Source organism: Streptomyces sp. PA03-5A (genome assembly GCF_033792725.1).
GTDB lineage: Bacteria > Actinomycetota > Actinomycetes > Streptomycetales > Streptomycetaceae > Actinacidiphila.
In genome coordinates, this window is record NZ_JARAVL010000023.1 from 140,327 (window position 1) to 151,870 (window position 11,544).

Sequence of the window (11,544 nt, forward strand, 5' to 3'; positions counted from 1 at the left end):
CCTTGAATGGGCGATGCCCGCCCATGGCCCTCCTCCCGATGCTGGTGGCGGGGCAGGCCTCCGGTCCGGTGGCCGCCCCACTCAGTTCCGGGAGTGAGGGACCATGACGACCGCGCGCGGATACCGCGGCTCTCTCCAGGGCATCGTGGCGGCCGGCGCGGCACCCCACGGCTACACCCTGGCCCTGTGGACGGCCACCGCCGTGACCGCGTCCGCACGGGACGCACCGTCCGCCGCGGAGGTGCTGGCGCTGCTCACCGGCGCCACGCTCACCTACGTCGCGGTGGGGGCCGCCGCCCACGGCGGCCTCGGGCGTCCCCTGGCGCGCACGGCACCACCGGCCGGCCCCGTCTGGGCCGCACTGCACCTGGCCACGGTCGCCCTCGGCGCCGTGCTCAGCGCACTGCTGGCGCACGTCCTGTCCGGCCCCCTGCTGTGGGGCCTGGTGGGGGCCACCGCCACCGGCGTGTACCTGCTCGGCGCGGGCGCCCAGTTCTGGTGGGCCAGGACCGTACGGCGCCCCTCACCCCCGTCACCCGGACCGACCGTACCGACCGTACCGACCCGAGGAACCGCCATGACGCTCGTACTCGACCCCGCCGCACAGGACCTGCTCTTCCGTGAGGCCCGCACCGCCAATACCTTCACCGACGCCCCGGTCACCGACGAGCAGGTCCAGGACATCTACGACCTGGTCAAGTACGGCCCGACCTCCATGAACCAGCAGCCGCTGAGGGTGATCCTGGTCCGCTCCGAGGACGCCCGCGCACGCCTTGTGCAGCACCTGGCCGAGGGCAACAAGAAGAAGACCGCGACCGCGCCGCTGGTCGCCCTGCTCGCCGCCGACAACGAGTTCCACCAGGAACTGCCCGCCGTCTTCCCGCACTTCCCGCAGGCCAAGGACGTGTTCTTCGCCGAGCGCGCGGTCCGCGAGCGGTCGGCCGCCCTGAACGCCGCCCTGCAGGTGGGCTACTTCATCGTCGGCGTCCGCGCCGCCGGGCTCGCCGCCGGCCCGATGACCGGCTTCGACGCCGACGCGATCAACAAGGAGTTCTTCCCCGACGGCGACCACTCCGTCCTCGCCGTCGTCAACATCGGCAACCCGGGCACGGACGCGTGGTTCGCGCGCAGCCCGCGACTGGCCTACGACGAGGTGGTCAGCACCGTCTGACGCCGGACAGCGAGGATGGCCGCGCTCAAGCCCCCGGGGCCGCTCCCGGGGGCTTGAGCCATTTCGCGCGGGCCGGATTCCACCCGATCGGCATTCGACAGCAGACCAGGCGGAGGAGCCGATTCCGCTTTAGGATCCTCGATGGGCCGGCTGCCGCAGCGGATTCGCATTCCGGAGCCCTTCGTATTGCGCGCCGCACATCGCAGAATTCGAACAGGAATAGGAGAGCCGCCATGACCCCGATGGCGTTCCGTCGTGGCATTCTCGCTTTCGGCCTCACCATGGCGGCTGTCGCCGCATGCGCCCCCGCGGCGAAGGACGGCGCCGGCGAGGCGCCGGCCGCCGTCGTCGCTCCGGCAACGTCCATGCGGCCGACCGACAAGCTGTCCGTCCTGCTCGAGCAGGCTCTCCCGAACGTCAAGGGCAAGACGTTCACCTCGGCGGTCGTCGACTACCCGCCCGATGGGAGCACGCCCCCGCATCGGCACGGGGATGCCTTCGTCTACGCCTACGTCCTCAAGGGCACGGTGCGCAGCCAGCTCGCCGGAGAGCCGGTTCACACCTACCGCAAGGGTGAGTACTGGGTCGAGCCGCCGGGCGCCCACCACGTGCTGTCGGAGAACGCCAGCCGAACGGAGCCCGCGCAGTTGCTGGTCGTCTTCATCGGCAACACGGGGGATGCGATCAAGGTCGACGATCCGTCGAGCTAGGACGTCGGTTGCGGTCGGCACCGCCGCGGCACGCTCGGAGGAGAAGCATGAGCAGCCATGACGACGCGGATTACGCGGCCAGGGCGGCACGGCTGGGCTGCGCCACGCTGGTGGACGCGATGGGCCGCGTCCACAGCCATCGCGCGCACATCCTCGCCCTGTCGAGCCCCGTTGCCTCCAGGACGCTGTTCGGTCCGGCCGTCACCATCGCGTACCTGCCCTACCGCGACGATCTGCCACAGGCCGGGACCGGCTTCGGTGAACTCTTCGACCAGGCGGTCGGCGACGACCCGGCCGGGAAGGTCCTCGTGCTGTCCAGCGGCGGGTACCCGGACGTCTCGCACGGTGGCGGCACTAAACTGTCCCGGGTCAAGCGTCACCAGCTCGCCGGTGTGCTGGCGGACGGCAGGCTGCGGGACTTCGCCCAACTGCGCGACCACGGCTTCGCGTCATGGTGCCGGGGCGAGGCGACACGCTGGGGCGGCGACGTCGTCATGCCGTACGCGGCCGGCGTCGCCGTCGAAGTCGCGGGGGTGTGCATCACTCCCGGTGATTACGTCTTCGCCGACGCGGCGGGAGCCGTGGTCATCCCTCAGGCCAGCCTGGAGCGGGTGTTCCAGGAGGCGGCCAAGGTCGAAGCCGAGGACGCCGAGTCCGTCGCCCGGCTCCTGGACGAACGCCCGCCCCGGTAGCGGCCCAGGTTCCCGGCGGCCGCAGGCCCACGACACGACACACGACGACGCGACACATCGCTCCTCGTCACCTCGTCCGCGGACAGCCTGTGGGGTCCGCTGATCGGCGAACTGGCCGAAGTGCTGCCCGACGGGGCCAAGGTCATCGACCGCAGCACGGTCAACGCCTGGCACGACGACCGGGTACGCGAGCGCATCACGTCCACCGGACGCGGCAAGCTCATCTTCTCGGGCATCTCATTGGAGGTGTGCGCGACGCTGCCCGCCATCGCGGCCGCCGCGGAGGGCTACGACACCTACGTCGCGCTCGACGCGTCCGGGACGTTCTCCGGCGCCAAGCGGGAGGCCGGCCTCATCCGGCTCCAGCAGGCGGGTGTCATCGTCAGCGACTACGCCACGCTGATGGTCGAGATCCTCGGCGACAACGCCTCGGCCAAGGCCGCCCAGGTGTACGCGGCCCTCGACATGCCGTTCGCCGTGCTCGTCGGGCAGATCTCCGCCGCGTACGGCGCGTAGCGCCGCGTGCCTTGTCCCGGCGCCGGGACCGCCATCGGCCCCGGCACCGGGATGACGCGTGCCGCCTCGGCTACTCGCCGGTCTGCTGCCGCAGCCGCTCGTCCAGCCAGGTACGGGCCACGCCCCAGGCGTGCCCGTCCGGGTCGATCACGTCGAAGTGGTCCGCTCCGGGTGAGATCGCGAGTGTGACGTCCGCTCCCTTGGCCGTGGCGGCTTGCGCGTAGGTCTGCGCGTAGGCCGGCGGGATCACCTCGTCGGCCGAGCCGTGGACGACCAGGACCGGGACCCCGCCGTCGGCGAGTTCGACGGGGGAAGCGACCGCGTACCGGTCGGCGTGTTCCGCGACGCTCCCTCCGAGCAGCAGCCGGGCGATGCCGTCCCCGGCCTGAGCGGCCACCGCAGGCCACACGTCGGCGCGGGACGGCGGCGGCGCGTTGGGCGGGACGTCGGCATCGGAGTCCGTCATGCCGTTGCCGAGTGCCACCGAGTCGGCGTGGACCAGGTCCAGCACGCCGGCCAGCGACACCACTGCGACGGGCTTGACCCGGGGATGCGCGCCGGGAACGCCGTCCGGCAGGGCGGAGCGGTGCGCGACCCATGTGGCCAGGTGCCCGCCCGCCGAGTGTCCGACCACCAGAACGCGGCCCGCGTCGACCGCCGGGTCGAGGTGGGCGACGGCGTCCACGGCCGCCGCCATGTCGTCGAACGTCCCCGGCCACCCGCCGCCGGGTTCGCCGATCCTGCGGTACTCCACGTTCCAGACGGCGTAGCCGCGTGCCACGAGGTCCTCGGCCAGCGGTACGACCTGCCGGCGGTCGAACATGGCCGTCCACCATCCGCCGTGCACCAGGACCACGACGGGGAAGGGCCCCTCGCCCTCGGGGAGGTAGAGCTCTCCGACCTGGGACGGCTCGGGTCCGTAGGCGACGGTCCGTACCGCTCGGGAGCCATCGGCCGCGTCGTCGTAGCGCACCCCGCTGTCGGCGCTGACGAGCCGGTCGATCGTGGCGAAGAACGCGGCGATCTCGGGGAGGTTGCCCCCCTTCGCGCGCGACTCGTCGAAGGCCAGGGCGTCCGCCCATTCGACGACGTCCAGCCAGGTGTCGTCGGCGACGCGCACCAGGCGTGCGCCGATGAAGCCCCTGCGGTCCTTGCGGAACGCCGACAGCATGCCGGAGCGCGCCGACAGCATGTCCGACGTCCTGTCCGGTGCGACGACGAACGTCGTCAGCTCGATCACAGACATCCTCAGCTCCTGACGGGTGATGCACGGAACACGATTAGTGAGCAAACTTGATAGTCACTGATCTTGACTATTCAACCTTAGGTGTCCCCGGGGACGGCGGCAAGCGAGAGCGGAGGCCGGACGGAGGGCCGGGCGTCATGCGCGTGGTCATCCACCGCGGTGAACACACGGGCGGTGCGCCCCGGATGCACAGCGGGCACCCGGCGAGGCCGCCACACTACGATCGACCGTAGTGAGGGACTCCAGACGCAAAGGGGTGGCCGGCCGTGCGGCGCAGTGAACGGAAGGTGACGGATCCCGACATCGGGATCATGTCCGCACGCCTGCTCTTCTCGGTCCAGAAGGAACTCTTCGAGAAGCTCGCCGAACAGGGCCATCCCGAGCTGCGCCCCCAGCACGGCGCGGTGCTGGGGTACATCGACGAAGAGGGCAGCCGGGCGACGGAACTGTCCCGGCTGTCCGGGGCCCACAAACAGGTCATCGGCAATCTGATCGACGAACTCGAAGCCCTGGACTACGTGGAGCGCCGCCCGGACCCCAGCGACAGGCGCGCGAAACTGATCGTGCCCACCGCCCTGGGACGCGACCAGATGCGCAAGTCCGACGCCATCATGGCCGCCATCGAGGAGCGCCACGCCGAGGAGATCGGCAAGCAGGAGTACGCACGCTTCAAGGACGCGTTCCGGCGGATCACCGCACTCCAGACCGAACGCTTCGACGAGGCCACGACGCCCCGGCGGCGGCGTCCGGCGGCCGGAGACTGACCGTCTACAGGCGGGCGGTCATCCCGCCGTCTATCGCGAGCGCGGCTCCGGTGATGAACCCGGTCTCGTCGCTCAGCAGGAACGCCGCGAACGCGGCGATCTCCTCCGCCCGGGCCATCCGCCCGAGCGGATGCATCGCTTCGGCCGAGCGCCAGGAGTCCTCCGGCGTCAGGTCCGGGTCGGCCTGCGCGAGAGCGCGCGACAAGGGCGTGTCGACACCGCCGGTGACCAGGGCGTTGACCCGGACGCCGGCCGCGGCCGCGTCCGGCGCCGCCGACTGGGTGAGCCCGATGACGCCGTGCTTGGCCGTGCGGGCACGCGGCGACGCCGCAGACGGAGGCGTTGTTCAGGATCGCGCCCCCGCCGCTCGCCTGGAGCGCGGGTATCTCGTACTTCAGGGCGTAGAAGACGCTGGTGAGGTTCAGCTCCAGGTCCGCGTGCCAGGCCCCGCTGTCGACCTCGGTGACCCTGCCGTCGGCGGTGGGGGCGCCCGCGTTGTTGAACGCGCCGTCGAGCCTGCCGTACAGGCCCAGCGCCTGCCCGACCGCCTCCTCCACGTCGGCCTCCACGGTCACGTCGGTGGGTACGAAGGTCGCCTCGCCTCCGGCGGCCTTGATGTCGGCCGCCAGCGCCTCACCGACCTCCCGGCCGCGTGCCGCGAGGACGAGCTTCGCGCCGTCGCCCGCGACGCGCTCCGCCGTCGCCCAGCCCATGCCCGAGGTGGCCCCGGTGATCAGGATGACCTTCTCTGCGAAACGTGCGTACACGATCACTCCCCTGGCCGGTCGGGCCGGAAGGTGGAACTCCCAGCGTTGTCGTACCCCCGGCGTAGCATCCGCCCGGAGTCGGGATTGCGGTGTGCGGCTGACGGAGGCGCGTGGATGACGAGCACAACAGGCGAGACCGTGACGGTGTCCCGGCTCTTCGGGACCCCGGCGGGGGACATCTTCCGGATCCTGGCGGACCCGGGACAACACTCTGCGTTCGACGGCTCGGGGATGCTGCGCGGTGCCGCCACCGACGCCCCCGTTTCGGGCGTCGGAGACGTCTTCGTGATGCGGATGCACCACGAGCGTCACGGTGACTACGAAATGAACAACCACGTCGTCGAGTACGAGCCGGACCGCCGCATCGGCTGGGAGCCGCGACCCGGCCGCGGGCATCCGGATGTCGCCGCGCCTGGTGCGGTGTGGGGGCACCGATGGATCTTCGATCTACGCCCGGACGGCGCCGGGGCGACGATCGTGACCGAGATCTTCGATGGTTCGCGCATGCCGGAGGACAAGCGCACGGAAGTGGTCAACGGGCGCGCCTGGTGGCAGAGCCAGATGGCAAGCACCCTGGAACGCCTCGCCGAACTGTGCGCCGTCCGGTGACCGCCGAATTCGACGCCCTCAAGGGCGGCCTGGACCGGCAGCGGCAGCATGTCCTCGGGATCCTCGCCGGCCTCTCGGAGGACGATCTGCGCCGGCCCGTGCTGCCCAGCGGCTGGAGCTGCCTGGCCCTGGTGCGGCATCTGACCCTGGACGTCGAACGCTTCTGGTTCCCCGGCGTCATCGCGGGCGAGCCGGCTGTGGCCCGGCAGCTCACGGCGGGGGCGCAGGCACACTGGTCCGTGCCCGAGACGATGAGTGCCGAGGAGGTCTTCGCCGACTACCGGACGGCCGTCGAGCGCGCGGACGCCGTCCTGGCTTCCACGGCACTCGAACAGCCGCCTGCCGCCTGGCCCGAGGAGATCTGGCCCGACTGGCGGCTGCCCGACGTGCGCCACATCCTGATCCACGTGCTCACCGAGGTCGCCTGTCACAGCGGCCACTTGGACGCCGCCCGCGAACTGATCGACGGCACGACCTGGCTCGGCGGCGACCCCTACGCCCGTGACTGACCGCAGCGGGGTGTGACGGCTCATCAGGAAGCCGAGGGGTCGGGCCCGGCGCCCGCGATTCCCGCGGCGTCACGCTGGAGGCGGGCGAGGGCGTGGACCGTGTCGCGGGTCGCCGGGTACAGGCCCCGGTAGAGGCTGTGCAGCCTGTCGTACGCAGTCTCCGTGGCCGGGTCCGGTACGCACTGCTCCTGGACGGGGTTCCACGTCGCGGTGGCCGTTCCACCGTCCCATTGGGCGGCGAGCCGGGCGGCCCCGTAGGCGGCTCCGACGGTGACGGTGGGAATGTCCTGGGGCAGCCCGGTGACGTCGGAGACGATCTGCGTCCAGAGCCTGCCCTGCGTGCCCCCGCCGACCGCGACGACCCGCTCGATGTCGGCGCCCGCCCGGCGCATGGCCTCGACGTTGTGGCGCACGCCGTGAGCGGTGGCCTCCAGCGCGGCCCGGTACAGGTCGCCGCGGGTGTGCTCGACGGTCAGACCGGCGATCACCCCGCGAGCGTCGGGGTCGGCGATCGGCGTCCGCTCACCGGCGAAGTACGGGAGCATCGCGAGCCCGCGCGCGCCGACGCCGCTGGCCGCGGCCTCCGCCAGCAGGTCCGCGCGGCCGGGTGAGCCGAACAGGCCGCGCAGCCACTCGGTGACCGCACCGGAGGTGGCCATCCCGGCGGCGAGGGAGCGCGTGCCCGGGAAGGCGCCGACGGTGCTCCACAGTTCGGGCACGCGCAGCTGCGCGGTGACGGTGGCGATGAGGAACATCGTCGTGCCGTACATGAGCATCAGGTCGCCCGGTCCGGTCGCGTCGACGCTGACGGCCTCGGCCCAGGCGTCGATCGTCCCGGTCAGGACGGGTGTCCCCGGCGGGAGCCCGGTTGCCGCTGCCGCCCCGGCCGTCACCGTGCCGGCCTGGTCACCGGGCCAGCGCAGCTCGGGCAGTTCCGCGTGCGGCCACACCGCGTCCACCCAGGGGCAGTACCACTCCTGCGCCCGGGTGTCGTAGAAGGGGACCGACTGGCTTGCCGAGTGGTGGTCGAGCACGTAGGCGCCGGTGAGCCGGTGGGCGAGGAAGGAGGCCGGCATGAACAGCCGCCGTGCCGCGCGGAACACCTCGGGCTCGTGCTCGGCCACCCAGGCCACCTTCGGCCCCACCGCCTGTGTGGACAGCACGCTGCCGCACCGGTCGAGGACGGCCCCGCGGCCGAGTTCGGCGTCGAGCCGGGCGATCTGCGCGACGGCCCGCGTGTCCACGCCGTACAGGACGGCCGGACGCAGCGGCCGGTTCGCGGCGTCGGCCAGAGCGACGCACGGGCCCATGCCGCTGACGCCGACCGCATCCACGCGCGTACCGCCGGACAGGAGGTCGCGGGTGATGTCGCAGAACTCCCGCCACCACACATCGGGGTCCATCTCGACGTGTCCTGGTCTCGGGCGGGAGACGGTGTGCGTGCGCACGGCGGTCGCGATCACCGTGCCCGATGCGTCGACCAGGACGCCCTTGCTGCTGGATGTGCCGACGTCGACACCGAGGAAGGCCATACCTGCATGTCACCACACGGGTGGGCCGTGACACCGAGAACGCGGTCCTGCTGTGGGCGGACGCGCATCATTCGCCGCCGGCCCCGCATTCAATCGTTCCAGCGGTTCATGCTGCCCTCGTCACGGCAGAAGACCAGGCGGCCGTTGCCGGCGCGCGTGGACCGGCCGCCCGGCCGGCCGCCTCCGCCCGTCAGCTCCGGTAAGTCGGGTGACGGAGCGCCGCGGGCCTGGTAGAACAGGCGCCGATGGGCATCCGGGAGCGCGACCGCAAGGTGTACCGGCCGCTGCGGCGGGCCGGCCTCGAGGTGATCCCGAACGCCGTGCCGGACGGCACGATGCCGTTCGTCCACGGATACGCGACCGAGGACGTGGACGGCAGCTTCTGCCACCCGTACGACACCCACGGCTCGTCGAGCGGCTCAACGAGGACGGGTACGACCTCGCCGTCGCCTCGGGACTCTTCGACCATCGCCGCGAATTCCTCGTCCAGCTTCCGCGGGGCGCCCGAACGCACCAGGCCGCCCTGCGGAACCAGCACAGCGGCAGCCACGTCGCGCCGGCGGTCTGGGCCCGGGTCCGGCTCCTGGAACGCTGGGACGTCATGGGACGGGGCGCGGCATCGGCGTTCCTCGGCGTCCACGCGGGCCACCCCGGCTTCGCCATGAAGCGCTCGACGACAGCCCCTACGTCATCCGCGAGTTCAAGGGGCGGATCGCCGCCTGGCTCGCCGGCCGCACACCGGACGCCGTCGGCCTTCCGGGCGGCTGACGCCGCGATCCAGGCGACAGGCGGCAGGCCACGGCCGGGAGCGGCAGCCGGGAGGCAAGTTGATCGTTGCACCACACACCCATTAGGCTCTTGCCTGATCAAGTAAATTGTCGGACGTGCAGGCGCTCCCGGCGAACGGTGAGCCGACGAGGACGCCTGACACGCCACCGGTCTGCCACGCACCGGGGAAAACAGGAACGAGCGGCCGGTCAGCGCCGCGCATGTGAGGGAGGAACCGGGGTGTCCGGCAGATCACACAACCCCTACGGCTTCTGGTACCGGCTGGCCGCGGCCATCGCGAAACCCGTGCTGTTCGTCCTCGTCAGGCACCGGTGGCGCGGGCACGAACACATACCCGCCGAGGGCGGTTTCATCACCGCCGTCAACCACATCTCGTACTTCGACCCGCTCACCTACGGGCACTTCCAGTACAACAGCGGTCGGCCGCCCCGGCTTCTGGCCAAGGCGTCCCTCTTCACCATCCCCTTCGTCGGCACGGTGCTGCGCAAGACCGGCCAGATCCCCGTCCACCGCGGAACGGCCGACGCCGCGCTGGCGCTCCGGGACGCGATCGCCGCCGTCAACAAGGGAGAGTGCGTCGCGGTCTACCCGGAGGGCACCGTCACCCGCGACCCGCAGCTGTGGCCGATGGCCGCCAAGACCGGTGCGGCACGCATCGCGCTGACGACCGGCGCGCCCGTCATCCCGGTCGCCCAGTGGGGCGCGCACCGGATCGCACCGCCTTACGCGCGCGGGGGACGCGGCAACCGCCGGGTGTGGCTGGTGCCCCGCCAGACCGTGCACGTCGTGGCGGGACCCCCGGTCGACCTCAGCCGCCACCACGGCAAGGAGCTCACGCCGGGCGTTCTGAAGGACGCCACGGAGGACATCATGACCGCCATCACCGCGCTCCTCGCCGACATCCGCGCCGAGCAGCCCCCCGCCGAACGCCACAGCGTGCGCCGCGCCGCGCGCGAGCGCGGCAAGTGACCCGCGACGCTGCGGGGCCGCGCGGAGCGGCAACGGGTACTGCCCACAGGTGAGTTGATCGTCGGACGTGCCGCGGCCCGTGGCGGAGGGTTCTCCGCCACGGGCCATTCGACGGCGCCCGGGGCCCAGCCGTCACACGCTCTGGTCGCGCCCCCGCCCCCGGGCCGTGGTGCGCGCCGTCACGATGGGCTCGAGCAGCCGCCGCGGGGTGTTGATCGCACTGGAGACGGGATCGTCGTCGGTCCCCTGAGGCTGGAAGCCCGGTCCGGGCTCCATGCGGATTTCCGGGACCGGGACGCCCGCACCGCATTCCTGGCAGCGTCCGTCGGGGTCGAGGAGGCCCCCGTCGAGGTCATGGCGGATGAGGCGCTTGGTTCCGTTCGGGGAGTAGCTGGGAGTGCACGACATCGGGCGGCCGAAGAAGGGCGAGACCGTCGTCGTCACCGCCGCGGGCGGCGCCGTGGGGTCTGAGCCCTTCATCTCCATGGACCACCAGGCTCGCTTCGACGAGATCGAGGCCGGCCTCCTGCCCCGGGTGCGCCGGGGCGAGCTGCGCAGCCGCGGGCACGTGATCGAGGGGCTGACCGCGGCCCCGGCAGCCCTCCACAGGCTCTTCGACGGCACGAACACGGGCAAGCTCCTCGTCCGCGTCGGACACTCCTGACCCACCCGTGCCGCGCGGGCCGCCCGGCCGTGGCGCATCGCCCACCGCAACCAGGAGGTCGATCATGTCGTCCGTACTCATCACCGGCGCGTCCAGAGGCATCGGGCGCGCCATCGCCGTCGAGCTGGCGGCTCGGGGCCATCGCGTGATCGCCACCGCACGCCGCCCGGAGACACTGGCCTGCTTCCCCGTCGACCGGCGCCTGCGGCTCGACGTCACCGATCAGGAGAGCGTCGACCAGGCCGTCCAGGACGCCGGCGGGTCACTTCGGCATCAAGGTGAGCATCGTGCAGCCCGGCGCCGTCTCCTCCGGTGGCGGGGAGCGCGCCAAGGTGTTCCTGAAGGAGGACGATCCCTACGCCCCGCTCTACGCGGCCCTGCCCGCCCTCCGGGGTGAGCTCATCACCCCCGAGGACGTGGCCGCCGCGGTGGCCGGCACGATCGAACAGCCCGCGCCTGCGCTGCGCGTGCCGGTCGGCGCGCCCGCCGAGCAGGTGTTGCGGGCCCCTAACTGATCGTTTCAGAATGAAGGTCGGAGTCGTCGGAGGCAGATGATGCTGCAGGCGAGTTCCAGGAGGCCCTGGTGGAGGTCGGCGCGGCGTTCGT

The 11,544-nt window shown here is 72.0% G+C and carries 15 protein-coding genes and 1 pseudogene; 11 read left to right on the top strand and 5 right to left on the bottom strand.

Annotated elements, in window-relative coordinates; genetic code table 11:
- Positions 1-577 precede the first annotated feature (577 nt).
- From PV410_RS27545 to PV410_RS27560, 4 genes are all read left to right on the top strand, one after another.
- A complete protein-coding gene (locus PV410_RS27545; protein ID WP_500328371.1) occupies positions 578-1,171 on the top strand; it encodes a malonic semialdehyde reductase in 594 nt (197 codons plus the stop codon).
- Positions 1,172-1,404: 233 nt separating this feature from the next.
- Positions 1,405-1,881, top strand: coding sequence for a cupin domain-containing protein (locus tag PV410_RS27550; RefSeq protein WP_500328343.1), 477 nt, complete (start codon positions 1,405-1,407; stop codon positions 1,879-1,881).
- A 47-nt stretch (positions 1,882-1,928) separates the two neighbouring features.
- Positions 1,929-2,573, top strand: coding sequence for an RraA family protein (locus tag PV410_RS27555; protein ID WP_500328345.1), 645 nt, complete (start codon positions 1,929-1,931; stop codon positions 2,571-2,573).
- Positions 2,574-2,675: 102 nt separating this feature from the next.
- On the top strand, positions 2,676-3,089 hold the full coding sequence (locus PV410_RS27560) for an isochorismatase family protein (protein ID WP_500328373.1): 414 nt from the start codon (positions 2,676-2,678) through the stop codon (positions 3,087-3,089).
- A gap of 70 nt (positions 3,090-3,159) precedes the next feature.
- Here the strand turns inward: PV410_RS27560 and PV410_RS27565 are convergent, their stop codons facing one another.
- Positions 3,160-4,335 (bottom strand): alpha/beta hydrolase family protein, encoded by a 1,176-nt coding sequence (locus PV410_RS27565; protein ID WP_500328347.1) that lies wholly within the window; start codon positions 4,333-4,335, stop codon positions 3,160-3,162.
- Between the two features lie 287 nt (positions 4,336-4,622).
- On the opposite strand from PV410_RS27565, the gene PV410_RS27570 reads away from it, so the two are divergent.
- Positions 4,623-5,099 (top strand): MarR family winged helix-turn-helix transcriptional regulator, encoded by a 477-nt coding sequence (locus tag PV410_RS27570; protein ID WP_500328348.1) that lies wholly within the window; start codon positions 4,623-4,625, stop codon positions 5,097-5,099.
- Positions 5,100-5,103: 4 nt separating this feature from the next.
- On the opposite strand, the pseudogene PV410_RS27575 reads toward PV410_RS27570, so the two are convergent.
- A pseudogene (locus tag PV410_RS27575) lies at positions 5,104-5,812 on the bottom strand (SDR family oxidoreductase).
- 168 nt (positions 5,813-5,980) lie between these two features.
- Here PV410_RS27575 and PV410_RS27580 point away from each other — a divergent pair.
- The gene (locus PV410_RS27580) at positions 5,981-6,475 is read left to right on the top strand and encodes an SRPBCC domain-containing protein (protein WP_500328350.1); all 495 of its coding nucleotides are present in this window, start codon (positions 5,981-5,983) and stop codon (positions 6,473-6,475) included.
- Complete coding sequence (locus PV410_RS27585; protein ID WP_500328351.1) at positions 6,472-6,984, top strand: DinB family protein; 513 nt, start codon at positions 6,472-6,474, stop codon at positions 6,982-6,984. Before PV410_RS27580 ends, PV410_RS27585 begins: the two co-directional genes overlap by 4 nt.
- 23 nt (positions 6,985-7,007) lie before the next feature.
- On the opposite strand, the gene PV410_RS27590 is transcribed toward PV410_RS27585, so the two are convergent.
- Positions 7,008-8,516: an FGGY-family carbohydrate kinase gene (locus PV410_RS27590; protein ID WP_500328353.1), complete on the bottom strand. Its 1,509-nt coding sequence runs from the start codon at positions 8,514-8,516 to the stop codon at positions 7,008-7,010.
- 190 nt (positions 8,517-8,706) lie between these two features.
- Complete coding sequence (locus PV410_RS27595) at positions 8,707-9,054, bottom strand: hypothetical protein (RefSeq protein WP_500328355.1); 348 nt, start codon at positions 9,052-9,054, stop codon at positions 8,707-8,709.
- Positions 9,055-9,524: 470 nt separating this feature from the next.
- Here PV410_RS27595 and PV410_RS27600 point away from each other — a divergent pair, with 470 nt between their 5' ends.
- Complete coding sequence (locus tag PV410_RS27600) at positions 9,525-10,274, top strand: lysophospholipid acyltransferase family protein (protein WP_500328357.1); 750 nt, start codon at positions 9,525-9,527, stop codon at positions 10,272-10,274.
- 132 nt (positions 10,275-10,406) lie between these two features.
- Here PV410_RS27600 and PV410_RS27605 read toward each other — a convergent pair whose 3' ends face one another.
- Entirely contained in the window at positions 10,407-10,682 is a 276-nt protein-coding gene (locus PV410_RS27605; protein ID WP_500328359.1) for a hypothetical protein, read from the bottom strand.
- On the opposite strand from PV410_RS27605, the gene PV410_RS27610 reads away from it, so the two are divergent.
- From PV410_RS27610 to PV410_RS27620, 3 genes are all read left to right on the top strand, one after another.
- Positions 10,672-10,938 (top strand): hypothetical protein, encoded by a 267-nt coding sequence (locus tag PV410_RS27610; protein ID WP_500328361.1) that lies wholly within the window; start codon positions 10,672-10,674, stop codon positions 10,936-10,938. The genes PV410_RS27605 and PV410_RS27610 overlap by 11 nt on opposite strands.
- 64 nt (positions 10,939-11,002) lie before the next feature.
- The gene (locus PV410_RS27615) at positions 11,003-11,335 is read left to right on the top strand and encodes an SDR family NAD(P)-dependent oxidoreductase (protein ID WP_500328363.1); all 333 of its coding nucleotides are present in this window, start codon (positions 11,003-11,005) and stop codon (positions 11,333-11,335) included.
- A complete protein-coding gene (locus PV410_RS27620) occupies positions 11,226-11,453 on the top strand; it encodes a hypothetical protein (RefSeq protein WP_500328374.1) in 228 nt (75 codons plus the stop codon). Before PV410_RS27615 ends, PV410_RS27620 begins: the two co-directional genes overlap by 110 nt.
- The last annotated feature ends 91 nt before the right edge of the window (positions 11,454-11,544 follow it).

Bases quoted from the DNA above. Each gene is read 5' to 3' on its own strand.
- PV410_RS27550 (WP_500328343.1), top strand. From the start codon at position 1,405: ATGACCCCGATGGCGTTCCGTCGTGGCATTCTCGCTTTCGGCCTCACC.
- PV410_RS27580 (WP_500328350.1), top strand. From the start codon at position 5,981: ATGACGAGCACAACAGGCGAGACCGTGACGGTGTCCCGGCTCTTCGGG.
- PV410_RS27605 (WP_500328359.1), bottom strand. From the start codon at position 10,682: ATGTCGTGCACTCCCAGCTACTCCCCGAACGGAACCAAGCGCCTCATC.
- PV410_RS27565 (WP_500328347.1), bottom strand. From the start codon at position 4,335: ATGTCTGTGATCGAGCTGACGACGTTCGTCGTCGCACCGGACAGGACG.
- PV410_RS27590 (WP_500328353.1), bottom strand. From the start codon at position 8,516: ATGGCCTTCCTCGGTGTCGACGTCGGCACATCCAGCAGCAAGGGCGTC.
- PV410_RS27615 (WP_500328363.1), top strand. From the start codon at position 11,003: ATGTCGTCCGTACTCATCACCGGCGCGTCCAGAGGCATCGGGCGCGCC.
- PV410_RS27545 (WP_500328371.1), top strand. From the start codon at position 578: ATGACGCTCGTACTCGACCCCGCCGCACAGGACCTGCTCTTCCGTGAG.
- PV410_RS27555 (WP_500328345.1), top strand. From the start codon at position 1,929: ATGAGCAGCCATGACGACGCGGATTACGCGGCCAGGGCGGCACGGCTG.